Origin of the sequence: Maricaulis salignorans (assembly GCF_900103475.1) — a bacterium.
Taxonomy (GTDB): Bacteria; Pseudomonadota; Alphaproteobacteria; order Caulobacterales; family Maricaulaceae; genus Maricaulis; species Maricaulis salignorans.
On the sequence record NZ_FNHG01000013.1, the window covers coordinates 48,111 to 74,771 of the forward strand.

At 62.9% G+C, this 26,661-nt stretch carries 28 protein-coding genes; 17 read left to right on the forward strand and 11 right to left on the reverse strand.

The features are described 5' to 3' along the window. Genes BLT42_RS10680 through BLT42_RS10690 form a run of 3 tightly spaced genes read right to left on the reverse strand, consistent with a single transcriptional unit; the run spans position 1 to position 2,300 of the window. Positions 1–603 carry a response regulator transcription factor gene (locus BLT42_RS10680; RefSeq protein WP_091770597.1) on the reverse strand — a complete coding sequence of 201 codons (603 nt, stop codon included), beginning with the start codon at positions 601–603 and terminating at the stop codon, positions 1–3. Further along, complete coding sequence (locus BLT42_RS10685) at positions 596–1,687, reverse strand: sensor histidine kinase (protein WP_091770599.1); 1,092 nt, start codon at positions 1,685–1,687, stop codon at positions 596–598. The genes BLT42_RS10680 and BLT42_RS10685 overlap by 8 nt, the downstream gene beginning before the upstream one ends. A gap of 40 nt (positions 1,688–1,727) precedes the next feature. Continuing rightward, on the reverse strand, positions 1,728–2,300 hold the full coding sequence (locus BLT42_RS10690) for a DUF7010 family protein (RefSeq protein WP_091770600.1): 573 nt from the start codon (positions 2,298–2,300) through the stop codon (positions 1,728–1,730). A gap of 219 nt (positions 2,301–2,519) precedes the next feature. Between BLT42_RS10690 and BLT42_RS10695 the strand changes: the two genes are divergently transcribed. The 5 genes from BLT42_RS10695 to BLT42_RS10715 all read left to right on the forward strand — a co-directional run bounded on the left by BLT42_RS10695 (position 2,520) and on the right by BLT42_RS10715 (position 8,906). Beyond that, positions 2,520–4,202 (forward strand): M28 family metallopeptidase, encoded by a 1,683-nt coding sequence (locus tag BLT42_RS10695; protein WP_233342437.1) that lies wholly within the window; start codon positions 2,520–2,522, stop codon positions 4,200–4,202. 88 nt (positions 4,203–4,290) lie between these two features. Next, a complete protein-coding gene (gene map, locus BLT42_RS10700; protein WP_091770602.1) occupies positions 4,291–5,127 on the forward strand; it encodes a type I methionyl aminopeptidase in 837 nt (278 codons plus the stop codon). 4 nt (positions 5,128–5,131) lie between these two features. Next, the gene (gene radC / locus BLT42_RS10705) at positions 5,132–5,812 is read left to right on the forward strand and encodes a RadC family protein (RefSeq protein ID WP_091770604.1); all 681 of its coding nucleotides are present in this window, start codon (positions 5,132–5,134) and stop codon (positions 5,810–5,812) included. Between the two features lie 78 nt (positions 5,813–5,890). Next, positions 5,891–7,648 (forward strand): amidohydrolase, encoded by a 1,758-nt coding sequence (locus BLT42_RS10710; protein ID WP_091770606.1) that lies wholly within the window; start codon positions 5,891–5,893, stop codon positions 7,646–7,648. 40 nt (positions 7,649–7,688) lie between these two features. Then, positions 7,689–8,906, forward strand: a complete 1,218-nt coding sequence (locus BLT42_RS10715; RefSeq protein WP_091770608.1) for a threonine synthase — start codon at positions 7,689–7,691, stop codon at positions 8,904–8,906. Here BLT42_RS10715 and BLT42_RS15005 read toward each other — a convergent pair. Continuing rightward, positions 8,818–9,750 carry a hypothetical protein gene (locus BLT42_RS15005; protein WP_143024112.1) on the reverse strand — a complete coding sequence of 311 codons (933 nt, stop codon included), beginning with the start codon at positions 9,748–9,750 and terminating at the stop codon, positions 8,818–8,820. The genes BLT42_RS10715 and BLT42_RS15005 overlap by 89 nt on opposite strands. 607 nt (positions 9,751–10,357) lie before the next feature. Then, positions 10,358–10,888, reverse strand: coding sequence for a transposase (locus BLT42_RS10725; protein ID WP_091770612.1), 531 nt, complete (start codon positions 10,886–10,888; stop codon positions 10,358–10,360). A 426-nt stretch (positions 10,889–11,314) separates the two neighbouring features. Between BLT42_RS10725 and purB the strand changes: the two genes are divergently transcribed. The 3 genes from purB to BLT42_RS10740 all read left to right on the forward strand — a co-directional run bounded on the left by purB (position 11,315) and on the right by BLT42_RS10740 (position 13,927). Next, a complete protein-coding gene (purB, locus tag BLT42_RS10730) occupies positions 11,315–12,616 on the forward strand; it encodes an adenylosuccinate lyase (protein ID WP_091770614.1) in 1,302 nt (433 codons plus the stop codon). Positions 12,617–12,836: 220 nt separating this feature from the next. Further along, complete coding sequence (locus BLT42_RS10735; protein ID WP_091770617.1) at positions 12,837–13,397, forward strand: pyridoxamine 5'-phosphate oxidase family protein; 561 nt, start codon at positions 12,837–12,839, stop codon at positions 13,395–13,397. Between the two features lie 80 nt (positions 13,398–13,477). Next, a complete protein-coding gene (locus tag BLT42_RS10740) occupies positions 13,478–13,927 on the forward strand; it encodes a thioredoxin domain-containing protein (RefSeq protein WP_091770619.1) in 450 nt (149 codons plus the stop codon). On the opposite strand, the gene BLT42_RS10745 is transcribed toward BLT42_RS10740, so the two are convergent. Next, a complete protein-coding gene (locus BLT42_RS10745; RefSeq protein ID WP_091770621.1) occupies positions 13,924–14,247 on the reverse strand; it encodes a DUF1476 domain-containing protein in 324 nt (107 codons plus the stop codon). The two genes, BLT42_RS10740 and BLT42_RS10745, sit on opposite strands and share 4 nt — an antisense overlap. 220 nt (positions 14,248–14,467) lie before the next feature. On the opposite strand from BLT42_RS10745, the gene purC reads away from it, so the two are divergent. The 4 genes from purC to purL all read left to right on the forward strand — a co-directional run bounded on the left by purC (position 14,468) and on the right by purL (position 18,856). Then, the gene (purC, locus tag BLT42_RS10750) at positions 14,468–15,235 is read left to right on the forward strand and encodes a phosphoribosylaminoimidazolesuccinocarboxamide synthase (protein ID WP_091770623.1); all 768 of its coding nucleotides are present in this window, start codon (positions 14,468–14,470) and stop codon (positions 15,233–15,235) included. Between the two features lie 157 nt (positions 15,236–15,392). Continuing rightward, positions 15,393–15,632, forward strand: coding sequence for a phosphoribosylformylglycinamidine synthase subunit PurS (gene purS / locus BLT42_RS10755; protein WP_091770625.1), 240 nt, complete (start codon positions 15,393–15,395; stop codon positions 15,630–15,632). A gap of 13 nt (positions 15,633–15,645) precedes the next feature. Next, positions 15,646–16,308, forward strand: coding sequence for a phosphoribosylformylglycinamidine synthase subunit PurQ (gene purQ, locus BLT42_RS10760; protein ID WP_091770627.1), 663 nt, complete (start codon positions 15,646–15,648; stop codon positions 16,306–16,308). Between the two features lie 325 nt (positions 16,309–16,633). Beyond that, on the forward strand, positions 16,634–18,856 hold the full coding sequence (gene purL, locus BLT42_RS10765) for a phosphoribosylformylglycinamidine synthase subunit PurL (RefSeq protein ID WP_233342439.1): 2,223 nt from the start codon (positions 16,634–16,636) through the stop codon (positions 18,854–18,856). A gap of 78 nt (positions 18,857–18,934) precedes the next feature. Here the strand turns inward: purL and mddA are convergent, their stop codons facing one another. The 3 genes from mddA to BLT42_RS10780 all read right to left on the reverse strand — a co-directional run bounded on the left by mddA (position 18,935) and on the right by BLT42_RS10780 (position 21,540). Further along, positions 18,935–19,681 (reverse strand): methanethiol S-methyltransferase, encoded by a 747-nt coding sequence (gene mddA / locus BLT42_RS10770; protein WP_091770631.1) that lies wholly within the window; start codon positions 19,679–19,681, stop codon positions 18,935–18,937. 284 nt (positions 19,682–19,965) lie between these two features. Further along, positions 19,966–20,964, reverse strand: coding sequence for a M28 family peptidase (locus BLT42_RS10775; RefSeq protein ID WP_091770634.1), 999 nt, complete (start codon positions 20,962–20,964; stop codon positions 19,966–19,968). A gap of 72 nt (positions 20,965–21,036) precedes the next feature. Next, positions 21,037–21,540, reverse strand: a complete 504-nt coding sequence (locus tag BLT42_RS10780) for a YHS domain-containing (seleno)protein (RefSeq protein ID WP_143024113.1) — start codon at positions 21,538–21,540, stop codon at positions 21,037–21,039. 152 nt (positions 21,541–21,692) lie between these two features. On the opposite strand from BLT42_RS10780, the gene BLT42_RS10785 reads away from it, so the two are divergent. From BLT42_RS10785 to BLT42_RS10800, 4 genes are read left to right on the forward strand one after another with little or no spacing between them, the layout of a single operon-like run. Continuing rightward, the gene (locus BLT42_RS10785; protein ID WP_091770638.1) at positions 21,693–21,929 is read left to right on the forward strand and encodes a BolA family protein; all 237 of its coding nucleotides are present in this window, start codon (positions 21,693–21,695) and stop codon (positions 21,927–21,929) included. Between the two features lie 3 nt (positions 21,930–21,932). Next, on the forward strand, positions 21,933–22,808 hold the full coding sequence (locus tag BLT42_RS10790) for an aldo/keto reductase (RefSeq protein ID WP_091770640.1): 876 nt from the start codon (positions 21,933–21,935) through the stop codon (positions 22,806–22,808). Beyond that, on the forward strand, positions 22,808–23,140 hold the full coding sequence (gene grxD, locus BLT42_RS10795) for a Grx4 family monothiol glutaredoxin (RefSeq protein WP_091770642.1): 333 nt from the start codon (positions 22,808–22,810) through the stop codon (positions 23,138–23,140). The genes BLT42_RS10790 and grxD overlap by 1 nt, the downstream gene beginning before the upstream one ends. A gap of 19 nt (positions 23,141–23,159) precedes the next feature. Beyond that, complete coding sequence (locus tag BLT42_RS10800; RefSeq protein WP_091770644.1) at positions 23,160–23,558, forward strand: DUF427 domain-containing protein; 399 nt, start codon at positions 23,160–23,162, stop codon at positions 23,556–23,558. Here BLT42_RS10800 and BLT42_RS10805 read toward each other — a convergent pair. Continuing rightward, positions 23,555–24,076, reverse strand: a complete 522-nt coding sequence (locus BLT42_RS10805) for a hypothetical protein (protein WP_091770646.1) — start codon at positions 24,074–24,076, stop codon at positions 23,555–23,557. The two genes, BLT42_RS10800 and BLT42_RS10805, sit on opposite strands and share 4 nt — an antisense overlap. 201 nt (positions 24,077–24,277) lie before the next feature. After that, positions 24,278–24,895, reverse strand: a complete 618-nt coding sequence (rpsD, locus tag BLT42_RS10810) for a 30S ribosomal protein S4 (protein ID WP_091770648.1) — start codon at positions 24,893–24,895, stop codon at positions 24,278–24,280. A 258-nt stretch (positions 24,896–25,153) separates the two neighbouring features. Here rpsD and BLT42_RS10815 point away from each other — a divergent pair, with 258 nt between their 5' ends. Continuing rightward, complete coding sequence (locus tag BLT42_RS10815) at positions 25,154–26,602, forward strand: MBOAT family O-acyltransferase (protein WP_091770650.1); 1,449 nt, start codon at positions 25,154–25,156, stop codon at positions 26,600–26,602. The last annotated feature ends 59 nt before the right edge of the window (positions 26,603–26,661 follow it).

The following is a 26,661-nucleotide window of genomic DNA, read 5'->3' on the forward strand; positions in this document are numbered from 1 at the left end:
CTAGAGCCAGCCCTTCTCCCGCGCCAGCCGCGCCGCCTCGATCCGGTTGCCTGCTCCAAGCTTGGAGATGGCGCTGTGCAGATAATTGCGCACAGTGCCGCGGGCCAGGCCCGTCGCCTCGGCCATGGCCGGACTTTCCAGCCCTGCTTCGGCGAGGCGCAGCAGACGCCGCTCGGCATCGTTCAGCGGATCGACCTCGCTCCAGGCGCGCTCGGCCAGTTCCGGCGCGATGACGCGCTCACCCGCTGCGACACGCCGCACCGCGTCGGCGAGATTGGTCGAGGGGCCGTCCTTGAGAATGAAACCCGCCACACCCGCCTCCAGCGCGCGACGCAGATAGCCGGGCCGGTCAAAGGTCGTGACGATCAGAACCCGCGCCCGCACGCCGGAGCGCTGGAGCAGACCAGCCAGTTCCAGACCGGTCATGTCCGGCATTTCGATATCGGTCACCACGACATCGGGATCATGGCGGCGAACCAGTTCATGGGCCTCGCGGCCATTGGCGGCCGTGCCGACAATCTCGATATCGCTCTCGAGCCCGAGCAGCGCAGCCAGGGCCTCGCGCAGCATGGTCTGGTCTTCGGCCAGGACAAGTCTAGGCATCGCCATTCTCCTCGCCTGCGGGCAGCCAGACGCTGACGACCGTGCCCGCGCCTGCCGGTGCCGCATCAATCGTGAACCGCCCCGACAGCGCCTCGATACGTGCTGCCAGCCCGCCCAGTCCGCCTTCGCCGATGCGCGCACCGCCGCGTCCGTCATCACTGATGGTCAGCGCGACACCCCCCTCATCACATCCCGTCCGGATCATGGCGTGGCGGGCGCCGGCATGGCGCAGGATATTGGTCGCCGCCTCGCGCACCACCATCGCCAGCGCGGTCGACTGGCCCCGCGTCAGCGCGTCGGCGTCCAGCTCCAGCGAGACCGCCAGGCCGGCGGCCTGCAAATGCTGGCGGGCTTCATGGGCGGCGGTGTCGAGGCTGCGACCCCGCAGACCCGCGACCGCTTCGCGCACCTCGGCCAGGGCGGTGCGCGAAATCGACTGGATCTCTGCCAACTCACGACGCGCCCGCTCGGGGTCGGCATCGAACAGGCGCGAGGCCAGATCGGCCTTCAGCGTCACCACAGAAAGCGTATGGCCGAGCAGGTCGTGCAGATCGCGCGCAATGCGCTGGCGTTCCGCTTCGGCGGCCAGGGCGGAGGCCTGGCGCTGGCGTGCCTCGCCATCAGCCTCCTGCCGCTGGCGCCGCGCGCCCATGGCCGCGCCGGCCGCCGCAATTCCGGCCAGGATCAGCAGCGCGATCACATAGACGAGCGGTTGCTGCATCAGCCAGACGGTGGAGAGGATGGCGAGCGCAACGGCGAGCAGACCGGCGGTGCGTCGCCGGGAATGCGGTAACCAGCCCAGCATGGCCGCGGCAAACACCAGATAGACCGCGCCGCCAATCGTCACCGGCATGAAGGCATAACCGAGCACGCCCGCCGCCAGCGCCCCGAGATAGACGGTCCAGTCGCGGCGGCGCAGGCTGAAGATATAGAGGGCGACAAAGCCCGCCATCGCTACCAGCGCGACCAGGGCCTGGTCGGCACCGGGCGGCTGGTAGAGCCAGGCGAAGAAGAAAAAGCCCAGATAGACCAGATGCAGCCAGGGTCGGTTCGGCGACAGCACGCTGCGCATCCGCTCGATCATGGCCGCTCTCCTCACCTGTCCGCTCGCATTGGCCGCCACCTCAGGCCGCGCTCGCCAATTGCCCGCGAAAACGCACCACTTCCCAGCGCAGGCCTGCAGCGGCCAATAGATAGAGGCCCGCGACCACAAACGGAATGGCTGTCAGCCGCAGGTCAGGGAAAGCGATCCAGATCGCCGTCACGGCCGCGACGCGGACCAGGGCATGAACCAGGCTGACCCGGCTGGCATAGGACCAGCCGATAATCGGCCAGTGCAGGCTCATCCCGATAGCCAGGCTGAGCGGCGCCGCCTCCGGAAAGCCGCCGATCAGCAGGAAGTGGATCGGCCAGAGCAGATTGATGGCAATGATCGCCGCCGTGGTGATGCCCGAGAGCGGCGATTTCGCCTTCATGAAGGGAGAACGCAATATCCCCTGCAACAGGATGCCGAGCGGGAAGATCACACCCGACCCCGCCGCCGCGGCGAAGGCCCAGTCGGGCGCTTCCAGAAAGAATCCGGCAATGCCGCCAGCGGTCCAGCAGATCGCGCCGGCGACCGGCAGGGAGATACCGCCGCCCGCGGCGACGCAGAAGCGTTTGCGCTCGTGATCAATCGTCTGTTTCAGATCGGTCATGGTGAGGTGGGTTCCTGTCCTGTTTGTGACCTCACCTTGCCGCGCAGGGCCGCCGGCCGGCAGACACAGGCGTCACCCATCGTCCGTGACAGCTGTCATACCCGCCCGGCTGCGTCGCCCCTCGACCTCACGGATAATTAACATCCGCTCACATTGTGCCCATGCCTGCGCCCGCTATAGTCCGCGCCAACAATCACCGCTATTTTGGGGGAGGCTTCCATGAAGTTTCTGGCACCAGCATTGGCCTGTCTCGCGCTTGTCGCCTGCGGCCCGACCGAGACGACGATCGACAGCGCCATCGAAGCGCCCGCCGATTTCATGCCGAATATCCTCACCGGGAACATCGAAGCGCATATCCGCTTCCTTGCCTCGGACTATCTGCAGGGTCGCGATGTCGGCACTGACGGGTATGAAATTGCCGCCAATTATGTCGCGGCCCAGATGCAGTTGCTGGGTCTGGACCCGGCTGGCGATAATGGCGGCTATTTCGCCCAGGTTCCGCTTCAGGATGTGCGCGCCGACCTGGAATTCGCCGCCTTGACGATCGACGGTGTCGAGGCCGAAATCGGGCGTCAGGCCCTGGTCAGCACCAATCCCAGCGTGCTGGAGTCAGAGGTCACGGCCCCATTGGTCTTCGTCGGTTATGGCGTCTCGGCCGCCAATCGCGACCATGACGACTATGCTGACATCGATGCGGCCGGCAAGATCGTCGTCGTGATGAGCGGCGTGCCCGATGGATTCCCGACCGAAGAACGGGCGCATCACATCTCCGGCCGGACCAAGCTTGAGGTCGCCGCAGCTCATGGCGCCGTCGGGATGATCTCGCTGACCGAGTGGACCGAGGAACAAGTCGCCGGCTTCGCCGAGAATTATTTCACCCTGCCCGCCGTCCAGCTGACCGCCGCCACCGGCCCGTCGGGCTATGACACGGTCACGGTCAGTGCCAGTGTCACCGCGGATCTCGGTGCCAGCCTGTTTGACGGAGCGCCGATGAGCCTGGCGGACGTTGAGGCGGCGATGTCTGCCGAGGACGGCGCCAGCTTCCCCACTTTCGACCTGCCGCACACAGCGACGATGCGCCAGCGCACGCATTCCGAACCGTTCACCGCTCCCAATGTCGTCGGCATGCTGCGCGGCAGCGACCCGGCGCTGGCCGATGAAATCGTCGTGCTGACGGCGCACCTCGATCATATCGGCTCCATCCATGACGATATGCGGGGCCGCGGCGCCTGCCGCTCAAACGATGATGCCGACCCGATCTGCAATGGCGCTGTCGACAATGCCTCCGGTGTCTCGATCATGCTGGAAACAGCGCGGGCCTTCATCGCCCAGGGCACGCCGCGCCGTTCCGTGCTCTTCGTGGCGCTGGCCGGTGAGGAAAAGGGCCTGCTTGGCTCGGAGCATTTTGCCAGAAACCCGACGGTTCCGGCAGACGCCATGGTCGCCAATGTCAATCTCGACATGCCGGTGATCGTGTATGAATTCGATGATGTCATCGCCTTCGGTGCCGATCATTCCAATCTCGGTCCGATCGCCGCACGAGCGGCGGCGCGGATGGATATTGCCGTCAGCCCCGATCCAATCCCGCAACAATCGCTCTTCGTGCGCTCGGACCATTATAATTTCGTGCGCGTGGGCGTGCCATCGCTCTTCCTGATGACCGGCTTCTCCTCGCCGGATCCACGCTGGGATGAGGGCGAAGGCTTTATGGGGTTCCTCAACACCCACTATCACCGCCAGACCGATGAGCTTGATGGTGAACTGGAAGTCCTGTTCGAACAGGGCGCCAAATTCGCCAATATCAACTACATTATCGCCCGCGAAATCGCTGATAGCGATGAGGCTCCGGCCTGGAATGAAGACAGTTTCTTCGGCAATCTCTACGGTCACCCCGCCGAGTAAGTCGTAAGAAAATACCACTAAATCAGGCGCGCGCCGTTCCAAACGGCGCGCGTTTTGGTTATAGGGAGGGATTCCGGAGGAACGCCCCTTGACCACTGCCTATGACAGCATTGCCGATTACGACGCCCCCTCGCCCCGCGATGGCCGCATCAAACTCCACGGCGCAGAGGGTTTCGAGGGCATGCGCAAGGCCGGACGGCTTGGAGCGCAAGTGCTCGACATGCTGGTCCCGCACGTCCAGGCCGGCGTCACGACAGAGCATCTCGACCGGCTGACGCGCGAATTTGTGCTCGATCACGGCGCCACGCCGGCGACCCTGCACTATCGCGGCTATCGCCACTCCCTGTGCACCTCGCTCAACCATGTCGTCTGTCACGGCATTCCCGGTCCCAAACCGCTGCGTGATGACGACATTCTCAATATCGACGTCACCGTCATCGTCGATGGCTGGCATGGCGATACCAGCCGCATGTACACGGCCGGCCAGCCCAAGCGTAAGGCTGAGCGCCTGATCGACATCACCTATGAGGCGATGATGGCCGGCATTGAGGCCGTCAAACCGGGCGTTACACTGGGCACGATCGGCGCCATCATCCAGGACTATGCCGAGGAGCGCCGCTGCTCGGTGGTGCGCGATTTCTGCGGCCATGGCCTCGGCCAGCTCTTCCATGACAGTCCCAATGTGCTGCATTTCGGTACCCGCGGCGAAGGCCCGGTGCTCAAGGAAGGCATGTTCTTCACCATCGAGCCGATGCTCAATCTCGGCCGGCCCGATGTGAAAGTCCTCAATGATGGCTGGACCGCCGTGACGCGCGACAAATCGCTCTCGGCCCAGTTCGAGCATTCCATCGGTGTCACCGCCGACGGGCATGAGATTTTCACCCAATCGCCCAAGGGCCTCGACAAGCCCCCCTACAACATCTGACGCCATGGCCTCACCCGCGCAAAACGATGGTCACCGCGAGCGTTTGCGCCAGAAACTAACCTTGGCGGGTGGGGATGCCCTGCACGACTATGAGCTGCTTGAGCTTTATCTCTTCCGCTCCATCCCGCGCCGCGATGTCAAACCCATCGCCAAGGCGCTGATCGCCCGCTTCGGCGATCTCGGCGGTGTCGCCGCCGCGCCGGTCGAACAGCTGGTCACCATCGACGGCATCTCGGAACGCTGCGCCGCCGAGCTCAAGCTGATCCAGGCCCTATCCGCCCGCCTGGCCCGCGAACAGGTGATCGGCCGCCCCGTCATCGCCTCCTGGGCCGCCCTGGTCGCCTATTGCCGCACGGCGATGCAACACGCCACCACCGAGCAATTCCGCGTCCTCTTCCTGGATCGCAAGAACAAGGTGATCGGCGATGAAGTGCTCGGCACGGGTACGATTGACCACGCCCCGGTCTATCCGCGCGAAGTCGTCAAGCGGGCGCTGGCCAATGAGGCTTCGGCCATCATCCTGGTCCACAACCACCCCTCGGGCGATGCGACACCCAGCCAGGCCGATATCGAGATGACGCGCACCTTGATCGAGGTCTGCAAACCCTTCGAAATCGTCGTCCACGACCATCTCGTGATCGGGCGCGAGAATACGGCCAGTTTCAAGACACTCGGTCTGATGTGAAAGCGCTGGCCTTGGCGCGTCAATCGCCTAGGCTGACCCCATGGTGATCTCGCTTTTGATCTATGGGGACCCGCGCCGATGACACGACTGATCGCCCTTCTCCTCCTCCTGTTGGCCCTCAGCTGGGGCCTGTCCCTGCGGGCACCGGCGGCGGCGCGGCACCAGGTTTTCCAGGGCGGCTCGATCATCACCATGGCCGGTGAGGCCAATGCCGAGGCGGTCTATGTTGTCGATGGAGTGATCGCCGCAATCGGCAGCCGGGCGGAGATTGATGCGCTGGCGCCGTGGAATGCACGCCGCATCAATCTGCGCGGCGGGGCCCTGCTGCCCGGACTGATCGAGCCCCACACCCATCCGCTCGCCTCTGCCCTGCTGGGTGCCGCGACTGATGTCAGCGGTGTGACCCATTCCAGCCGCGATGAATTGATGGCGACCCTGCGCGCCGCAGCATCCAAGCGCGGACTGACGCCGTGGATTGTCGCCTTCGGCTGGGATCCGGCCATGCTTGATCCGCTGCCACCACCGAGCCTGGCCGAACTCGATGCCCTGGCCCCCGAGCGGCCGATGATCATCCTGACCCAGATGATGCATGAGGCCTTCGCCAATTCCGCCGCCCTGGAGGCTGCCGGCATCACGCCATCCACGCCCGACCCGGACCATGGCGCCTTTGAGCGCGACGCAGAGGGCGCGCTGACTGGACGCCTGATCGAGATCGAGGCGATTGGCCATGTCATGGCCGCCATGCCGGAAGCCTCCGACGCTGCGCTGAGCCTGCTCCTCAGCCTGCAATATGATCGCTATGCCCGCGCCGGTTACACTACAATCGGCGCGGCCAGCCTGGTCGGCCGGGCCCGCGACCCGATTGCGCTGGTCCATGGCGTGGCCAGCGATGCGCGCGCCAGCCTCAACACCGTGCTCTACACGGCACCGGACCGCTATGACGCAGCCGCGGCGCTATGGGGCGAGGATGATGCCGCCACGACCACGCTCGCGGGCATCAAGATCTGGATGGATGGCTCGCCCTTTATCGGCGGCGCAGCCCTGGCCGAGCCCTATGCGCGTTCGCCCTTCACCCGCGATGTGCTCGGCCTCGCGCCCGGCTGGAGCGGCGCCGTCAATTACACCCCTGCAGCCGTCAATGCCCGGGTGCTCGACGCCCAGCGCGGCGGTTATCAGATTGCCATCCACGCCCAGGGCGAACCGGCCATCGAGAGGGCGCTCGACGCGATCGAAGCGGCCCAGACGGCAGTCCCCAATGCCGCCCTGCATCACCGGCTGGAACATCTCGCCCTGGTCACGCCGGCCCAGATCGAGCGCGCGGCGCGGCTCGGCGTCAGCCTTGGCTTCTTCGTCGATCATATCTGGTATTACGGCCATATCCTGCCCGATCTCGTCGGCGAGGCGCGCACGGCGCGCTATATGCCGGTCGGCCAGGCGATGGCGAGCGGCGCCGTTGTCACCCTGCATGGCGATCATCCGGCCACCCCGGTCGATCCGATGCGCACCCTGGCGACCGCGATTGAACGCCGCGCCCGCACCGGCGATGCACTGATCGCCGCAGACCAGACCATCACCAACCGGCAGGCGCTGGAAGCGATGACAATCCAGGCCGCGCGCCAGCTTGGCCTTGAGGACGAGATCGGCACAATCGAAGTCGGCAAGCGTGCCGATTTCACCTGGCTCGACCGCGACCCGCTGGACCTGACAGCGCAGGCGATGCGCGAGCTGCAGGTGCGCGGCACCTGGATTGCCGGCCGGCCGGTCGACACCCGCACCATCAGCCTCAAAAATGCCTCCCTGACGCTGGACGCCATCGGATCCAGCCTCGCTCACTGACATCCCAGTCCTGACACCCCTGCCCTTCGGAGCCCGCCTCATGCACCACGATTATGTCACCCATCTGGAATGCTCCGAGACCGGCAAACACTATCCCAAGGACGAGCCGCACAATCTCTCCGAGGCCGGCAAGCCGCTGCTGGTGCGCTATGACCTGGCCAAGGCGAAGGGCGTGATTGATCGCGGTGCTATCTCGGCCCGCGGCGGCGGTTTCTGGAAATGGCGCGAGCTTCTGCCCGTCGCCGATGACAAGGATGTCTGCCGCCTCGGCGAGATCGACACCCCATTGATTGATGTCCCCGCTACGGCGAAAGCATCGGGCGCCACCGGGCGTGTGCGCGTCAAGGATGAGGGCCGTTTGCCGACGGGCAGTTTCAAGGCCCGCGGCCTCGCGCTCGCCGTTGCCATGGCCCATCATTTCGGCATCAAGCGCCTCGCCATGCCGACCAATGGCAATGCCGGCGCTGCGATGTCGGCCTATGCTAGCCGCCTGGGGATGGAGAGCTATGTCTTCGCGCCCGACGATACGCCGGAAGTCAATATCCGCGAGATGGCGCTGCAGGGTGCGCATGTGTTTCGCGTCAACGGCTTCATCCATCATTGCGGCGCCCTGGTCGCCGCCGGCAAGGACAAGATGGGCTGGTTTGACCTCTCGACCCTGAAGGAGCCCTACCGGATCGAGGGCAAGAAAACGATGGGCCTCGAGCTCGCCCACCAGCTCGGCTGGCGCATGCCCGACGCGATCTTCTATCCCACCGGCGGCGGCACCGGCCTGATCGGCATGTGGAAAGCCTTCGACGAGATGGAACGCTTGGGCTGGATCGGCAAACGCCGCCCGAAAATGATCGCCGTCCAGGCCGAGGGCTGCGCCCCCATCGTGCGCGCCTGGGACAAGGGCGAACGCCATGCCGAGGAATGGCTCGACGCCACCACCGCCGCCATGGGCATCCGGGTCCCCAAGGCGATCGGCGATTTCCTGATCATTGATGCCTGCAAGGAGAGCGAAGGCTTCGCCATCGCCGTCTCCGAGGCCTCTATCGAAGCTGCCCGGGTGCGCTGCGCCCGCGAGGACGGCCTCCTGCTCTGCCCGGAAGGCGCCGCGACCCTGGCCGCGATGGAAAAGGCGATGAATGACGGGCTGATCGAGCGCGATGCCGAATGCGTGCTGTTCAATTGCGGCTCGGGTTTGAAGTATGCGATGCCGGATGGGTCGCGGGTGCTGGATCGGAATGCTGAAGTGGATTGGGGGGCGATGTGATGTAGGAATCATCTGCCGCGCACAGATAATCGCGGGGCGGAGCGCCGCCAGCAAAGCGATTTGCCCAGGTCAGGGTTTCCGAAACTTGGCCCAGGTATTCGAAGCGAATCCGATCAGCCGACACATCGGCAAATCGGATGCAAAACCCCCAGAAGTCCAGCGCCTCTCCGAACAATGCGTGTTCAACGACAAGCTCCACTCCATCGTCGCCACGGGGATGCTCGCCTTCAAAATAATTCATGGTGAGAAGCAGTGCTGGTCCAGGAGTGATACTATCCCGGCTGGCATCGATGGCGTTGAGTTCGAACCGGACCCGGCCAAGCTCTTCACCCGACGATATGCGATAGGGGATTGGTACGGCCAAGGCTTGCGGGCCGAAGCCTGAATAGGTAAGCGATGAGCGAATAGCGAGCGTCGAAGCGCGCTCCAAAGCGAAGTCGAACGCACCGTCTTGATCGGCGTCGATCAGACAGGTCGCATCCGGCAAGCGTGAGCGCAGCTGTCCAAGTGCCACTCTACCGCAGTACACAATCCCGGGAATGTCTGGCGCTTCGCTCTGGTAGAGCAATCGCCCGGCGTGAGCGAGGCCCTGTCCGTCTGCTGTCTCGACTTCACTTCCCAGCTCGACATAGGAAGCATAGCGAGCGGACACAACAAGTATCGGGTCTCCCAACGCTGCGCTGGCGATGCCCGCGGAGACAGACACATTTTTGTCGACCAGCTGCGTCCACACTTCGACCCGGCGCAATTCGAGCCAATCGTCACTGGCGTACGCAGGCGAACACCATATCGCCAGCGCGACGCAAGCGTTCAAGATGGAAATGATTGCCGAAACCCGTAGCATGCGCTGTCCTCAAGACCTTTCGCAACGCAACCTTCGGGGTATACAGCGTGTTTGGCAAGTGGATTGCCGCTGGAGCAGCATCGGGATGTGAATCTGCGGGCAAGGTCGAGCCCCACCTTCCCTCTCCGCGAGGAGAGGGTGCCCGAAGGGCGGGTGAGGCGGGCCATGTGCACGGTGCAGGGCTGCCACAACACCGCTTATCACCAACCTCGCTTCGGCACATGCCGGGCGCCGCCACCTGAAATCACCGGAAAACCTGAGTCCTCCCAGGGACGCGTACCAGAGGTACACGTCCCTCTTCCGCAGTACGGCGCCACGCCTGAAGAGGGACAGGTACCTCTGGTACCTGTCCCAGGGAAAACCCGGCTTCGGTGGATGACGGGCGCCGCCGCCTGAAACCGCCGGAAAACCGGAGTCCGCCCCGGGACGCGTACCAGAGGTACACGTCCCTCATCCGCAATACCGCGCCTCACCTGAAGAGGGACTGGTACCTCTGGTACCTGTCCCAGGGAAAACCGGACTTCGGCACATGCCGCGCGCCGCCGCCTGAAACCGCCGGAAAACCTGAGTCCGCCCCGGGACGCGCACCAGAGGTACACGTCCCTCTTCATGCGTATGGATCAATCGCGTGTAGATAACCCCGCCAGTCAGGGATGCGCGACAACATCGGCTCTACCCTGACCAGGGCATCGCTCTGACCGGCGAGATGCGCATGCACGCTCGACCATGGCCAGTCCTGCGCATGCGCGACCAGCCCGGCCCGAACCGGATTGAACTCGATATATCGGCAAACGGAATGAAGCCGCGTCTCATCCATCGGTGATGATTTGAACCGGCCTTGCCAGAGAATTCCGGCGCCGGCTCCAGTGGTGTTGAAATAGTGCGTATAGAGACGGTGTGCCCACGAAAGAGCCCGCGACAGGCCCGCCGGATCGTCCGGCACCAACACCAGATGGACGTGATTGGGCATCAGGCAATAAGCCCAACATCGCACCCGTTCGCGCTTGCAGGATTCCGTCAGCAGCTTGAGGTATTGCGCATAATCGCCGTCGCTGAAGAAAACCTGCTGGCGTCGATTGCCCCGCTGCGTGACATGATGGGGTGCGCCGGGATGAATGATGCGGGCGGAGCGGGGCATAACGCAATTATAACGTGCATGCTTTCTTGTCGCAATATCTTATCCGAAAGCGGGGAGAACCTGTCCCCGGGACAACCGTACTTCGGCACATGCCGAGCTCCGCCGCCTGTAATCACCGGAAAACCGGATCCTCCCTGGGACGCGTACCAGAGGTACACGTCCCTCACGGCCAACGCTGCGCAAGAATGAAGAGGGACAGGTACCTCTGGTACCTGTCCTCTGGGGAAGCCCGGCTGCGATCGATGGCGGGCCCAAGCGCCCGAGATAGCCGGAAAAGTGAGTCCTCCCAGGGACGCGTACCAAAGGTACACGTCCCTCCCCGTCAACGTGGCGCGAGCATGAAGAGGTACACGCCCCTCCCCTTGACCTTTTAGCGCCCTTGCCGCATCTCCCGCGCTTGCTCACAACGCGCCGACGGAGCCGCCCATGATCCCCCGCTATACCCGCCCGCAAATGGCCGCCATCTGGTCGGACCAGAACAAGTACAAGATCTGGTATCTGATCGAGGCGCATGCGACCGAGAAGCTGGCGGAACTGGGTGTGGTGCCGCAATCGGCTGTGGAGGCGGTGTGGTCGGCCAAGGATGTTGAATTTGATGTCGAGCGGATCAATGAGATCGAGGCCGAGGTCAAACATGATGTCATCGCCTTTTTGACCCATCTGGGCGAGCATGTCGGCGAGCAGAGCCGGTTTGTGCATCAGGGCCTGACCTCGTCGGACGTGCTCGACACCTGCCTCGCCGTTCAAATGCGCGACAGTGCCGATCTTCTCCTGCAGGGCATGGACCGGGTGCTCGCGGCGCTGAAGACGCGGGCAATGGAGCATAAATTCACCGTCTGTATCGGCCGCTCGCATGGCATCCATGCCGAGCCGACGACGATGGGGCTGAAATTCGCGCGCTTCTATGCCGAGTTCAAACGCAATCGCGCCCGCCTCGTGGCCGCCCGCGACGAGATCGCCACCTGCGCCATTTCCGGCGCCATCGGCACTTTCGCCAATATCGACCCGCGCGTTGAGGACCATGTCGCGAGCGCGATGGGCCTCGCCGTCGAGCCGATCTCGACCCAGGTCATCCCGCGCGACCGTCATGCCAATTATTTCGCCGTGCTCGGCCTGATCGCCTCGGCAATCGAGAATCTCGCCGTTGAAGTGCGCCATTTGCAGCGTTCCGAAGTGCGCGAGGCGCAGGAATTCTTCTCCAAGGGACAAAAAGGTTCCTCGGCCATGCCGCACAAGCGCAATCCGATCCTGACCGAAAACCTCACCGGGCTGGCGCGCCTGGTGCGCTCGGCCGTCACCCCGGCGATGGAAAATGTCGCGCTCTGGCATGAACGCGATATCTCCCACTCCTCCGTTGAGCGCGGTATCGGGCCGGATGCCAATGGCCATCTCGACTTTGCGCTGCAGCGCTGTGCCGGCATGGTTGAAGGCCTGATCGTGCACGCCGATCGCTGCCAGGAAAATCTCGACGCCCAGGGCGGTATCCATAACTCCCAGCGCCTGCTTCTGGCTCTGACCCAGGCCGGCGTTTCGCGCGAGGACAGCTATCGCCTGGTCCAGCGCAATGCGATGAAAACCTGGGATGAGGGCGGCCAGCTGGTCGATCACCTCAAGGCCGATCCCGAGGTCACCGCCCATATGAGCAATGCGGCGATCGAAGCCTGTTTCGACGAGGCCTATCACCTCAAACATGTCGACACGATCTTTACGCGAGTGTTTGCGGATTAACCGCTTTCCTTCCCGGTTCACCGGGGAGGGGGACCATCCGTAGCCTTGGCGAAGGATGGTGGAGGGGCCGCGCGGCAGCGCGGTGAGCCCGGCTTCGCCGCCCCATCGGCCCGGACGGCGTCCGGCCCACTTCCCCGCCAAGCCGGGGAAGAAAGCGCGACGACGGATGGCAAAACGACGGATCACGTCATAAGCTCTGCCCAACCGAGGGAGACGCTGCATGAGCAAGGTCCACGACAGTATCGACGATCGCGTCACCGCCTTCATCGAAGCGCAGAAAATGTTCTTCGTCGCCACCGCGCCGTCGGGCCATGGCCATGTGAATATGTCGCCGAAAGGCCATGACACATTCCGCATTATCGGCCCGCACGAAGTCGCCTTTCTCGATCTTGGCGGTTCGGGCATCGAGACGGTGGCGCATCTGCGCCAGAATGGCCGCATCACCTTCATGTTCTGCGCCATGGACGGGCCGGCCAATATCCTGCGCCTCTATGGCAAGGGCCATGCCGTGTGTTTCGACGATCCGGGTTTTGCGGAGAAGCTCGCCCTTTTCCCGAAATATCCCAAGGCGCGCGCCGTCATCACGGCCCGCATCTCGCGCATCCAGGACAGCTGCGGCTGGGGCGTGCCGCTGTATGATTTCAAGGGCGAACGCGACCAGCTGATCCGCACCAATGAACACCGCACCGAGGCGGAATGGCGCGAGCGCCGCTATGTCAGCAATGCGCTCTCGATCGATGGCCTGCCGGGCCTGGTGCGGCCTGAGGCGGAGGAGGCATAACGCGAGTGTGATGGCGGCGGGGCTGGCAATTCACCGTCAGCCGCCTATCTTCCCCGGCAGCCACCAAACGGAGCTCCCGCATGCGCACTGCCCTCGTCGTCCTGGCCCTCATGGCTGTGTTTCTCGGCCCCAATTTTATGCGCGGCGACTGGGCGGCGCAGGCCGAAGCGATTGAGGAACGGCCACGGCTGGTGGCGGCGATGTTCCGCTCGTCCTGGTGCGGGGCCTGCCGCATCCTGGAACCGCGCGTCGATGATGTCCGGCCGGATTATGAAGACGCCGCGATCGAATTTGTCCGCTTCGACTTCACCCTCGGCCAGCGCGAGCGCGTGCGCGATCTGGCCGTCGAGGCCGGCATAACCGAGCTTTATGACGAGCTGGTCGGACGCACCGGTTTCCTGGTCCTGATGGACCGTGAAACCGGCACAGTGTTCGAGATTGTCACCACCAATTACGACCGCGACCATATCCGCGAAGCGATTGATCGCTGGCTGTCGGTTACAAGCGGTAATGCGCCAGCCGAGACCTAGGTCTCGGTCTGGATCTGGTGACGGGCTTCGGCCAGAAGCTCGTCCATCTGCTTGCGCAGGAGATGGTCGGAGACATCGACCTTCTTGGCATCGAAGTCGGCGCGCAGTTTGCGGAAGACATCGTCATCGCCGGCTTCCTCGAAATCAGCGATGATCACTGACTTGGAATAGGCCGTGGCGGCTTCGCCATCGAGACCCATCAGTTCGGCAGCCCACAGGCCCAGCAGCTTGTTGCGCCGGGCATTGGCCTTGAAGTCCAGTTCCTGGTCATGGGCATACTTGTTTTCGAAACCGGATTCGCGATCATCAATGCCAGACATGGCGGCTCTCCTTGGGATAATGTGTTGCCTGTTTGGTTAGCTTGCCCACCGCCCGAAATCAATCGCCCCGGCACAGGCCATGCCGCACCGCAGCAAGGGATTGCGAATAACTCAAAGGGCGGATAATTTAGCCCATCAACGCGCGGTCCGGTCTCCGATTCGGGCCGCGTCGCGCATTTTTGGTCCGAACATGACCCGGACCCCGACTGGAGCGCCGCCCATGTCCCGCCGCAAGAAACTCTACGAAGGCAAGGCCAAGATCCTCTATGAAGGTCCTGAGCCGGGCACGCTGGTGCAATACTTCAAGGATGATGCGACCGCGCTGAATGGCGAGAAAAAAGCCACCCTTGAAGGCAAGGGCGTGCTCAATAATCGCATCAGCGAATACATCATGGTCCAGCTGGGCCATATCGGCATCCCGACGCATTTCATCCGCCGCCTCAATATGCGCGAGCAATTGGTGCGTCAGGTCGAGATCATCCCGCTCGAGGTTGTCTGCCGCAATGTCGCCGCCGGTTCGATCAGCAAGCGGCTGGGCATCGAGGAAGGCCAGCAATTGCCGCGCGCCATCGTCGAATTCTATTACAAGAAAGACGAGCTCAACGATCCGATGGTGTCGGAAGACCACATCACCTCGTTCAACTGGGCGACGCCGCAGGAAATCGACGACATGATGGCGCTGACCCTGCGCGCCAATGATTTCCTCTCCGGCCTGTTCGCCGCGGTCAATATCCGCCTCGTCGACTTCAAGCTCGAATTCGGCCGCCTCTATGAGGGCGATATGGTCCGCACCGTGCTGGCCGACGAGATCAGCCCCGACAGCTGCCGGCTGTGGGACATGGAAACCAATGAGAAGATGGACAAGGACCGCTTCCGCCGCGATCTCGGCAATGTCACCGAGGCCTATGCCGAAGTCGCCCGCCGTCTGGGTGTCATGAAGGACATGCCACGCTCGGTGCCCGACGCGCCGGACGAAGCGGCCAAATAGCCTGCGGACACAATCCGCCTGTCAGCGCCCCCGCATCGCCGGGGGCGTTTTCATGTCGACACGGCGCAAGAACCGGCGCTGCTCGATTGCATCGGTCCGCCGCCCGCATTATGCAGGGCGCATCCAAAGCAGGCCTTAAAAAAAGCGAGTCGTTCCCGTGAAAGCGAAAATCCACGTCTACCTCAAGCCCGGCGTTCTCGACCCCCAGGGCGCTGCCGTTGCCGGCGCGCTGCACAATATGGGTTATGACGAGGTCGCCTCCGTGCGCCAGGGCAAGCTGATCGAGCTTGATCTGACCGGCGATGATGTCGAGGCCGCCCGGGTCCGCGTCGACGAGATGTGCGCCAAACTCCTGTCCAATCCAGTGATCGAGAGCTACTCGATCGAGCTGGAATAGGAGCGGCCTGCCCATGAAATCCGCCGTCATCGTCTTTCCCGGGTCCAATTGTGACCGTGACGCCCATGATGCCATCCAGGGCGTCACCGGCACCGCTCCCGCCATGGTCTGGCACCAGGAAACCGCCCTGCCCGAAGGCACGCAATTCGTCATGATTCCCGGCGGGTTTTCCTATGGCGACTACTTACGCTGCGGCGCGATGGCCTCCCATTCGGCGATCATGCCGGCGATCATCGCCCATGCCGCCACCGGCGCGCCGATCCTGGGCGTGTGCAATGGCTTCCAGATCCTGACCGAATGCGGGCTTCTGCCCGGCGCGCTGATGCGCAATGCCCAGCTCAAATTCATCTGCGAAGAAACCCCGATCACCGTCGCCAATACCAATACGCGCTTCACCTCGCGCTATACGCCCAATGCCAAGCTGATGATCCCGATCGCGCATCATGACGGCAATTATTTCGCCGACACCGAGACCCTGATCCGGATCGAAAACGAAGGCCAGGTCGTCTTCCGCTACGGCGCCAATCCCAATGGCTCCGCCAATGACATTGCCGGCCTCGTCAACGAGCAAGGCAATGTACTCGGCATGATGCCGCACCCGGAACGCGCTGTGGATGCCAAGCATGGCGGCACGGATGGGCTGGCGCTGTTTGAGAGCTTGCTGGGGAGCGCTTAGCTTTGCCCCCGGGACATGGTCCGGCGTCCAGCCGGTGCGTGTCCCGACTAGGGTCGGTCCAGGGGTGGAATTGCCGCGACCAGCTCAACAGTAAATGACCCGCGCCATCTGGCGTCAGCCAAACCTTTGTAGCGACAGCACCTTCCCACCAAGTCGGGACATGCACCTGTTTCGCAGAAACAGGACCACGTCCCGGGTGCCCGCATCGCCCGGTGAGCGAAGCTGCAGCCCGACACGCATCTGCGTGCAATTCGCTGATCGGAGCATTGGCGAGTCGGCAGCAGAATGCTAACTCCCATAGACCGAATGCGCGCAGGAGCTGATCTTGGATTACGCCGAAAACATCACCGCCGAAATCGTCAAGGAACACGGGCTCTCGACCGATGAGTACCAGGTCATCCTTGACCGTATGGGCCGGGCTCCGAATCTCGTTGAGCTGGGGATTTTCTCGGTGATGTGGTCGGAGCATTGCTCCTACAAGTCCTCGCGCCTGCATCTGGGCAAACTGCCGACCAAGGGCGAGAAGGTCATCCAGGGGCCGGGCGAGAATGCCGGTGTGATCGATATCGGTGATGGTCAGGCCGCCATCTTCAAGATGGAAAGCCATAATCACCCCTCCTATATCGAACCCTATCAGGGCGCGGCGACCGGGGTTGGCGGCATCCTGCGTGATGTCTTCACCATGGGTGCGCGTCCGATTGCGCTGATGAATGCGTTGCGCTTCGGTGCGCCGGACCATGCCAAGACGCGCCAGCTGGTTGACGGCGTCGTCGCCGGCATTGGCGGCTATGGCAATTGCGTCGGCGTGCCGACGGTGGGCGGGGAGACCAATTTCCACGCCGGCTATAATGGCAACATCCTCGTCAACGCCATGGCCGTGGGCCTGGCCGATGCCGACAAGATTTTCTATGCCCGCGGTGCGCAGCCGGGCCAGCCGATTGTCTATGTCGGCTCCAAGACCGGCCGCGACGGCATTCACGGCGCCACCATGGCCTCGGCCGAATTTGATGATGACAGCGCGGAAAAACGCCCGACCGTCCAGGTCGGCGACCCCTTCACCGAAAAGAAGCTGATCGAGGCCTGTCTCGAGCTGATGGCGACCGATGCCATCGCCGCCATCCAGGATATGGGTGCCGCCGGCCTGACCTCCTCCTCGGTCGAAATGGCCGATAAGGGCGGGATCGGCATCGAGCTCGACATGGACAAGGTTCCCCAACGCGAAACCAATATGTCGACCTATGAAATGATGCTCTCGGAAAGCCAGGAGCGCATGCTGGTCATCATGAAGCCGGGCCGCGAAGACGTGGCGATGCGCATCTTCGAGAAATGGGAACTCGATGTTGCCGTGATCGGCCAGACGACGGACAGCAAGCGCATGGTCCTCACCCACAAGGGCGAGACCGTCTGCGATATTCCGATCGCACCGCTCGCCGATGATGCACCCAAATATGACCGGCCCTGGCACGCGCCTGAAGTGCGCGCCCAGATCACCGCCAGCGATGTCGCCAAACCGGCGCATATGGGCGAGATCCTGCTCAAGCTGATGGGCTCGCCGGACATGGCGTCAAAAGCCTGGATCTGGTCGCAATATGACCGCCATGTGATGGCTGATACTGTCGCCAGTTCACAGGATCCGTCGGACGCCGCCATTGTGCGCATCCACGGCACCAACAAGGCGCTGGCGATCACCACCGACTGTACGCCGCGCTATTGCCAGGCCGATCCCTTCGAAGGCGGCAAGCAGGCCGTCGCGGAAGCCTGGCGCAATCTCACCGCCGCCGGGGCCGATCCGATCGCCATCACCGACTGCCTCAATTTCGGCAATCCGGAACGGCGCGAGATCATGGGCCAGTTTGTCGGCTGTATCGACGGCATGGCGGAAGCCTGTGCCAAGCTCGACTTCCCGGTCGTGTCCGGCAATGTCAGCCTCTATAATGAGACCAATGGCGCCGCCATTCCGCCAACGCCGGCCATTGGCGGTGTCGGCCTGATCCCTGATATCGACAAGTGCGGCCAGTTTGGCGGCCTTCAGGAAGGCGATATCCTGCTGCTGGTCGGCGAGACCATCGGTGCGATGGGCGCCTCGATCTATCTCAAGGAAATCGAGGGCCGCGAAGATGGCGGTTCACCGCATGTCGATCTGTCGGCCGAGAAAGCCAATGGCGATTTCGTCCGCGGCCAGATACGCTCCGGCCGCCTGACCGCCTGTCACGACCTCTCCGATGGCGGACTCGCCTGCGCCGCGGCCGATATGGCCCTGGCCTCGGATATCGGCATCAAGCTGGCCCATGAGGGCGATGTGCCGATGCATGGCTTCCTGTTTGGCGAAGACCAGGCGCGCTATCTGATCGCCGCTGCGAAGGAAGACGCCATCGCCATCCTGCAGGATGCCAAGGCTGATGATATCCCGATCCAGGTTGTCGGCCTGGGCGGCGGCACGGCGATCACCGTCAATGGCGCCCATAATCTCGAGCTTTCGCGTCTGCGCAGCGCCTGGGAAGGCTGGCTGCCCGGCCTGATGAACAAGAGCGTGGTGGCGGCCGAATAGACCGCGAAAGCTTCACAGCGACAGCACAAAAAAACGCCCGGTCTCAAGCCGGGCGTTTTTGATTCTGGAAGGCAGCGCCTATTTCGGTTTCGAGCTTCGCCCGATCAATGGAAACACCATGCCGACGCGTTGCTTGTAGGCGTGATACTGGTCGCCGAACTCGGCGATCAGGTCGCGTTCCTCGAATTGAAGCGCCACCAGGATGTAGGCGGTGGTCACGATCGCGAACAGCAAATGCCCGACGCTCATGTGCGGGGTCGCCCAGAAGGCGATGATGAAGCCTGTCATGATCGGGTGCCGGACCAGTTTGTAGAACAGGTTCTGCGTCAGCACTGATGGCTCACCGCTCGACTTGTCATCGCCTGCCAGCGTCTGCTTCAGACCAAACAGGTGGAAATGGCTGATCAGGAAGGTGGAAACCAGCACGATGATCCAGCCCAGAAAGAACACGCCGTTGAGGGCGTATTGCAGCATCTGCGAATCCGTCGACCAGACCGTGCCGGTCATCGGCTGCCACTGCCAGTAGATCAGCGCCAGGGCCGCGCTCGACAGCAGGACATAGACGGCGCGTTCGATCTGGTGCGGGATGATCTTCGTCCACCAGACCTTGAAAGGCTGCCGCGCCATCACCGTGTGCTGGACCGCGAAAAGGCTGAGCAGGAGGATGTTGATGATCGCCGCCATTAGCAGCGGCGTTGATGCCGCCCCGTCATCAATTCCCTTGGGCACCAGCATATTGCCGACGAAACCGATCGAATAGAGAAACACGATCAGGAAAAACACATAACTCAAAACGCCAAACAGGAAATAGAATGCCCTTGCCATTGCGGCCCCCTCGGATTTCATTGGCCAAAAGCGCGTATTCGGCGAAACAAGGCCGTCAACATATCGCGCGGGTTGGGAGAAAAAACGACCCTGACATGGTCAGATTACTGAATCAAGGGAAAGCGGAGACTTGTAATTCGCGAAACTTTACTCTCGCACGAGCAACATTCTTATGCGCAGACCGTCCCGGTCTGCCAAACATTGATCAAACAAGGCATCCAGACACAATCAGGGCCGCCGCGATATCTCGCGCCGGCCCCGTTTACTGATTGTCGGCTCGCGGCTTACCGCCCGGAGGCCTCGCCGATCCTGTCGAGCTGGCGGTCGGATTCGCGTGCGAAATCGATCACGGTTTCCGACGCGTCCTGGAAGAAATCCAGCGTCATATTCTCATAGATATCGGTCGGCTCGTGATAATGCGGGTGATAATCGACGCCCAGATAGATGAAGGGGATGCCGACCGCGTGGAATTCACCGCTATCGGTCGCATGCGTCCAGTCGGCCCCACGCTCCTCGGTCGGTTCATCATAGCCCATCGGCAGATTGACATTGGAGCGCGCCGCGACCGCATCCACGATCGGGATCAGGAAGGGGTAGTGATAGGTCCCGACCGCCCAGAGGATACGTTCCTGCGACATGGCGAGCATGTCGAGATTGAGGTTGAAGGTGATCGTCTCGAGCGGCACGGGCGGATTGGCAACAAAGGCCTCGGCGCCCTGCAGGCCATGCTCTTCGGCGTCGAAAGCCACAAAGATGATATCGTGCTGCGGCGGTGCGGCGGCAAAGCTCGCCGCCGTGGCCAGCAAGCCGGCAACGCCGGACGCATTGTCGTCAGCGCCATTCCAGATCTCGCCGCCGCGCATGCCCATATGATCATAATGCGCGCTGATCACCATGACGCGTGAGCTGTCGCCCGTGCCGCGCAGACGCGCGATGATATTGGTGCCGGTCGTGGTCGGTGACCAGCCATTGGGCCGGCCAAACTCGAAGCTCGATTCAAAGCTCTCGCCAATCGCTCCAAGCCCGATCTGCTCGAAGCGGGAGATGATATAGGCGCGGGCCCGTTCACTGCCCGCCGTGGCGACCAGACGGCCTTCCATGTCATCGGCCGCGAGAATGCGCAGATCCTCGAGCAATTGCGCCCGGTCCATCGCCGGCGCGAGCGCCGCTTCAGTCCCGACCGACGCCTCGGACGACAGGTTGGCGGATGCGTCGGACGGTGTCTGGCAGGCAATGTTGAAAGCGGCGAAGCCGACGGCGGTCAGCAAGGATAGATAGCGCATGGAATGTCCTCGATTAATACCGGCAAAGCTTGCCACGCGCGCCGCGCCAACCCCACTGAAATATCCGCAATCTCAGAACCAGCGGCTCGGCCGCGCTGCGGGCTCGCTCTCCAGCGCCGGCCAATGGGCCTCCGATTGCGCCAGATAGCCGGGAATATCCTGCTGCCAGCGGCGATGGATGGCGGGCGAGAAATTGAGATAGAGCCGGCCATCGACAATCTGCCAGGCGAGCGGGTCGCTGCGCACCTTGCGGCCATCAGCCAGGGCAAAGGCGCAATGCCCGTCATAGGCGGGCGCAAAGCGCGCGGGATCGGCCAGGAAGCGCGCGCGGCCGGCCTCGCTGGCAAACCACCATGTGGCGCCCGCATGCTCGGCAGTAATCGTGGCCAGCCCCATCACAGGCCCTGTTTCGCTGAAATAGCTCACCGCATCATAGCCGCCCAGGGCCCGCCCCTCGCGATCCGTATAGGGCTCGCCGGCCAGGGCATTTCCGGCGATCAGGATCAGCAGGGCCAGCAGCCCCAAAAGGACGAAAACGCGCCGCACAGGTCGGTTCGCTGCAGGCAATCGGATCATGGGCTTCCCCTCGGCCAAGGTGACGGATAGCGTCGCCTCCTGTATGAGCCGGACGCAGACGCTTGAAAACCGTCGCCGCCCGCCCGGACGGTCACGTCTTGACCGGCCGGATGCAAGATTTCGTGATCACCGCCCCACCAGGATGCCCCACCATGCCCATGCCCGCCGAAGAGATCATCGCCCACATCAAGGCCGGCCTGCCCGACGCCGAAATCGAGCTGGAGGATCTGGCCGGCGATAATGATCACTGGAAAGCAGTCGTCACCAGCGAGGCCTTCCGCGGCAAGCTGCGCGTCGCCCAGCACCAGATGGTCTATGCGACGCTCGGCTCCAAAATGGGTAATGAGCTGCATGCCCTGGCGCTGGAAACCCGCACTCCCGACGCCTGACGCATGAGCGACGCGCCCCAAATCCCGGCGACGCCCTTCTCGCGCCTTGGCTTCGGTGTCACCGGACCGCATGCCTCGCCCGCCGTCTCGCGGCGCGAAACCGCACGGCTGATCGCCGAGGCGATCGATCTGGGCATCAATCTGTTCGATACCGGCCCGGCCTATGGCCGCGGCGAGGGCGAACGCCGGCTCGGCCAGGCCCTGCGTGGCCGCGCGCGTGACCAGCTCTACATCGCCACCAAGGCCGGCATTGATCTTCACCGCCACCGCGATTTCTCGGCCGGCGCGGTGGAGATGTCGCTGCGCGGGTCGCTGGAACGCCTGCAGACGCCCTATGTCGACCTGCTGCTGCTGCACGGCCCCTCGGCGGCCGATATGTCAGATCGCCTGCTGCGTCGGCTGGAGGCCTTGCGCGAGCGCGGCATGATCCGCCAGATCGGCGTGTGCGGCCGCGGACCGGAGCTTGATGCGGCGATTGATGCCGGCGCCTTCGACATCCTGATGGCGCCAGTGAATGCGGGCCTTGATGCCGCCGCCCTCACCCGACTCGCGCGCGCGTCCGAAGCCGGGATGCAGGTGATCGGGATTGAGGCGATCAGCGGCGCAGCCCGTGCGCGCCCCCGCCTGCCAGCCTCGGGCGCCGATCTGTGGTATCTCGCCCGCGCCGCCAAACAGGTGATGACCGGCACGCGAGTCCGGCCCGGCCCCGTACCGTCCGGGGGTGCGCTGAAATGGACACTCGATCAGAACGGCGTGAGTGCGGTAGTATGTCTGACCACAAGATCCGCCAATCTGGCTGCGAATGCGCGGCTGGCCGGACTTGAAGCACGATCGGTGAGCCCCCAGCTCTCCGGCAGGGATTTACCAGGAGCTCAATAATGTCCACCCCCGCCCACGACGCCATCAAGGCCACCGTCGAAAATCACGACATCGTGCTGTTCATGAAGGGCACACCGGTCTTCCCGCAATGCGGATTTTCCTCGGTCGTGGCCCGCGTTCTCGACCATCTCCAGGTCGATTTCGAAAGCGTCAACGTCCTCGAAGACGCTGAAATCCGCCAGGGCATCAAGGACTTCTCCAATTGGCCGACCATTCCCCAGCTTTACGTCAAGGGTGAGTTCGTCGGTGGATGCGACATCATCAAGGAAATGTTCGAGAGCGGTGAATTGCAGACCTATCTCAAGGACAAGGGCGTGCTTGAAAGCGCCTGATCACAAAGGAAGGGCCGCCATGACAGACAATCCAGACCGTCCCGTCCTGCAGCCCGGGATCGATCATCCGCTGGAATTGCGCGAGATCGACCAGCCCGTTCGCATCAGTATCGGCCAGGAGCGGCTCGCCGCCCGGGCCGAAGCGCTGGAACTGCGCGAGCATGTCTACCCGCCTGTGCTTTACGTCCGCCGCATCGATATTGCGCCGCGCTTCCTGCAACGCTCCATGCACACCAGCTGGTGTCCCTATAAGGGCAAGGCGAGCTATTTCCACATCCGGCTCAAGGATGGCACAGTGCTGGAGAACGCAGCCTGGAGCTATGAGGGCCCCTTCGCGCATGTCGCGGCGATCAAGGACCGGCTGGCCTTCTATCCCGACAAGGTGAGCGTGGAATTGCTGCAGACGGCCTGTGCCTAGCGCTGTGTCTGGGCTGTACGGCCGGGCTCATTCCAGTCCCAGGCACGCTGGTCGATCGGGTTGAGCACGATGATACTGCCGCCATTGGGCACACCGAGTTCCTCGAAACCAAAGCCGAGCTGAACACCCCAGGGCAGGTTCTGGCTGCAACGGTCCGGCTCATTGCGGGTCAGGCGCACCGTATAGATATCGCCATCATACTGCTCGACATCGACGGTGAAGTCGGAGCGTACCGTGCAGCCGTGCGTGTCGGCATGGACCACCAGGATATCATCATCAATCACCCGCCAATAGACGACGGCCTCCAGATCGGGATCGACCTGGGGCGCCTGGCGATTGGTGCCCGGCAGGTGAAGATCGGCCAGATTGACGTTGGGCATGTGAATCGTCGGCAGGGATGGCATGGCGGGAAGCGAGGCCATGAAGCCCGTACGCGCCGCCGGCTCCGGTTCGTTGACCGTGGAACAGGCGGCACAGGACAATGCGGCCGTAATGACCCCCAGAAAAAGCACGCGCATGGAATATCCCCCCAGGATCAAGTGGCGGCGGCATCAGCCCCGCCCCGTCCAGCACCAAACTGAAACACTTTGTTCATAATTCGCAAAATCGGGGCCAAAACAACGCGATGCCCCTGTCGCGGCGGGGTCACTCAAACGCCCAGCAAAAAGGCCGCCCGGAATATCCAGACGGCCTGATTGATCATTCGATGATGGTATCGCTTACGAGGAGTAGAACTCGATCACGAGATTGGGTTCCATCTGGACCGGATACGGCACTTCAGCGAATTCCGGGACCCGTACGAAGGTCACCTTCATCGCCTTGGTGTCGAGATCGATATAGTCCGGGATATCGCGTTCCGCGCTTTCCAGGGCTTCCAGCACCAGCGCCATCGAACGCGAACGTTCGCGCACTTCAACCACATCGCCGGTCTTGCAACGGTAAGACGCGATATTGACGCGCTTGCCATTGACCAGGACATGGCCGTGATTGACGAACTGGCGGGCTGCGAAGACGGTCGGGACGAATTTGGCGCGATAGACCAGCGCATCGAGGCGCGATTCCAGCAGGCCGATCAGGTTCTCGGCAGCATTGCCCTTGCGACGCGAAGCTTCGTCAAAGGTGCGGCGGAACTGCTTCTCGGTGATATTGCCGTAATAGCCTTTCAGCTTCTGCTTGGCGCGCAGCTGAAGGCCGAATTCGGAGACCTTGCTCTTGCGACGCTGACCATGCTGGCCAGGACCGTAAGAACGTGAATTGACTGGGGATTTAGGACGGCCCCAAAGGTTTTCACCCATGCGGCGGTCAATTTTATACTTCTGATTATGACGTTTTGACATGTTCTCTCTATCGATGCGGCCCGGTGTACCTCCCTCAAGGTCCACGATTAAAACGGCGGTCCACGCATCGTCCCGTTGGGGTTGATCCACACAGAGCAAGGCTCCGGCGAGGGAAAAGGGGTTCTAGCGGTGTGGGGGTGAATGTCAATGGCTGTAGGCGGCGGCGGGTGCCGCGCCGTCAAGCCCGCTCCCGACAAAGCCACTTTCCCTCTCAGCCCAAATGCGGCACACCGTATCGAGCGCCTGGGGAGACGGCCTTTGCTATTCAATTCGATCGAGTTTCTGTTCCTGTTCCTGCCCGTCACGCTGGTGTTGTATTACACGGCGCGACGCTTTGCCGGCCACCAGGCGGCACTGGCGCTGCTGACACTGGCCTCGCTGGTCTTCTATGGCTGGTGGAATGCGAGCTATCTGGCGCTCCTGCTCAGTTCGATCATCGTCAATCACGGCTTCGGCGTGGTGATCCGGCATCGCGGCTCCCAGCCCTGGCTGGCGATCGGCATGGTCTTCAACCTGGCTCTGATCGGTGTCTATAAATACGCCGACTTCTTCGTCGCCAATACCAATAGCGTCACCGGGCTCGACCTGCCGCTGGCGCATCTGGCGCTGCCGCTGGCGATTTCCTTCTTCACCTTCCAGCAGATCAGCTATCTGGTGGATGTGGCGCGCAATCATGCCAGCCCCGGCAGCGTCGTGAAGCACGCGCTTTTCGTTTCCTTCTTCCCGCAATTGATCGCCGGCCCCATCATCCGCCACCGCGAGATTGCCGACCAGTTCGACGATGCCAGCCGCAAGGACAAGCTGTCCGACAATCTCGGCATCGGATTCACGATCTTCGCGCTCGGCCTGGCCAAGAAAGTCCTGCTCGCCGACAATCTCGAGCCTTTCGCGTCGAGCGGCTTCGATATTGCCGCCCATGGCGGCGAGGTTGGCGCCCTGGCGGCCTGGACCTCGGCGCTGTGCTACGCCTTCCAGATCTTCTTCGATTTTTCCGGCTATTCCGACATGGCGCTGGGTCTGGCGCGGATGTTCGGCTTTCACATTCCGGCCAATTTCAATGCACCCTACCGCGCCACATCCATCGTCGATTTCTGGCGCCGCTGGCACATCACCCTGTCGCGTTTCCTGCGCGACTATCTCTACATCCCGCTCGGCGGCAACCGGAAGGGCGAGACCCGGCGCTGGGTCAATCTCTTCATCGTCATGCTGCTCGGCGGGCTCTGGCATGGCGCCGCCTGGACTTTCGTCGTCTGGGGCGGGCTGCACGGTCTGGGCCTGGCCTGGTGCCACTGGATCGACAGCAAATTCCCGAACGGGTTCTTCCCGAAACCGCTGAAATTCCTCGCGCCCCTGCTCACCTTCGCCTTCGTCACCTTCGCCTGGATCTTCTTCCGCGCCGACAGTTTTGACGCTGCCAGCACCATGCTGGCCGGCATGGCCGGGCTCAACGGGCTGGGCGAAAATGTCGGCGACGAACCCTTCATTGCCATTATTGTCAGCCTGGCGATCATCTGGGGCCTGCCGGACACGATCTCGGCCGTATCGCGCTATCTCGACCCGCGCACGCTGGCGGGGCAGGAAAACAATCTGCAGAAGGGCTGGCGCTGGTCAGCAAGCACGACAAGCGCGATCCTGATCGCCAGCCTCTTCTTCATCGCCATCATCAATTCCTGGACCGTCGCGGAGTTCATCTATTACCGCTTCTGACGCCCCCACACCCGGCGCTGCCAGGCGCCTGGTCCGCTATGCGCGCCTGTTCGCAGTCA

Bases quoted from the DNA above. Each gene is read 5' to 3' on its own strand.
- BLT42_RS10680 (WP_091770597.1), bottom strand. From the start codon at position 603: ATGCCTAGACTTGTCCTGGCCGAAGACCAGACCATGCTGCGCGAGGCC.
- BLT42_RS10685 (WP_091770599.1), bottom strand. From the start codon at position 1,687: ATGATCGAGCGGATGCGCAGCGTGCTGTCGCCGAACCGACCCTGGCTG.
- BLT42_RS10690 (WP_091770600.1), bottom strand. From the start codon at position 2,300: ATGACCGATCTGAAACAGACGATTGATCACGAGCGCAAACGCTTCTGC.
- BLT42_RS10695 (WP_233342437.1), top strand. From the start codon at position 2,520: ATGAAGTTTCTGGCACCAGCATTGGCCTGTCTCGCGCTTGTCGCCTGC.
- radC (WP_091770604.1), top strand. From the start codon at position 5,132: ATGGCCTCACCCGCGCAAAACGATGGTCACCGCGAGCGTTTGCGCCAG.
- BLT42_RS10710 (WP_091770606.1), top strand. From the start codon at position 5,891: ATGACACGACTGATCGCCCTTCTCCTCCTCCTGTTGGCCCTCAGCTGG.
- BLT42_RS10715 (WP_091770608.1), top strand. From the start codon at position 7,689: ATGCACCACGATTATGTCACCCATCTGGAATGCTCCGAGACCGGCAAA.
- BLT42_RS15005 (WP_143024112.1), bottom strand. From the start codon at position 9,750: ATGCTACGGGTTTCGGCAATCATTTCCATCTTGAACGCTTGCGTCGCG.
- BLT42_RS10725 (WP_091770612.1), bottom strand. From the start codon at position 10,888: ATGCCCCGCTCCGCCCGCATCATTCATCCCGGCGCACCCCATCATGTC.
- purB (WP_091770614.1), top strand. From the start codon at position 11,315: ATGATCCCCCGCTATACCCGCCCGCAAATGGCCGCCATCTGGTCGGAC.
- BLT42_RS10735 (WP_091770617.1), top strand. From the start codon at position 12,837: ATGAGCAAGGTCCACGACAGTATCGACGATCGCGTCACCGCCTTCATC.
- BLT42_RS10740 (WP_091770619.1), top strand. From the start codon at position 13,478: ATGCGCACTGCCCTCGTCGTCCTGGCCCTCATGGCTGTGTTTCTCGGC.
- BLT42_RS10745 (WP_091770621.1), bottom strand. From the start codon at position 14,247: ATGTCTGGCATTGATGATCGCGAATCCGGTTTCGAAAACAAGTATGCC.
- purC (WP_091770623.1), top strand. From the start codon at position 14,468: ATGTCCCGCCGCAAGAAACTCTACGAAGGCAAGGCCAAGATCCTCTAT.
- purQ (WP_091770627.1), top strand. From the start codon at position 15,646: ATGAAATCCGCCGTCATCGTCTTTCCCGGGTCCAATTGTGACCGTGAC.
- mddA (WP_091770631.1), bottom strand. From the start codon at position 19,681: ATGGCAAGGGCATTCTATTTCCTGTTTGGCGTTTTGAGTTATGTGTTT.
- BLT42_RS10775 (WP_091770634.1), bottom strand. From the start codon at position 20,964: ATGCGCTATCTATCCTTGCTGACCGCCGTCGGCTTCGCCGCTTTCAAC.
- BLT42_RS10780 (WP_143024113.1), bottom strand. From the start codon at position 21,540: ATGATCCGATTGCCTGCAGCGAACCGACCTGTGCGGCGCGTTTTCGTC.
- BLT42_RS10785 (WP_091770638.1), top strand. From the start codon at position 21,693: ATGCCCATGCCCGCCGAAGAGATCATCGCCCACATCAAGGCCGGCCTG.
- BLT42_RS10790 (WP_091770640.1), top strand. From the start codon at position 21,933: ATGAGCGACGCGCCCCAAATCCCGGCGACGCCCTTCTCGCGCCTTGGC.
- grxD (WP_091770642.1), top strand. From the start codon at position 22,808: ATGTCCACCCCCGCCCACGACGCCATCAAGGCCACCGTCGAAAATCAC.
- BLT42_RS10800 (WP_091770644.1), top strand. From the start codon at position 23,160: ATGACAGACAATCCAGACCGTCCCGTCCTGCAGCCCGGGATCGATCAT.
- BLT42_RS10805 (WP_091770646.1), bottom strand. From the start codon at position 24,076: ATGCGCGTGCTTTTTCTGGGGGTCATTACGGCCGCATTGTCCTGTGCC.
- rpsD (WP_091770648.1), bottom strand. From the start codon at position 24,895: ATGTCAAAACGTCATAATCAGAAGTATAAAATTGACCGCCGCATGGGT.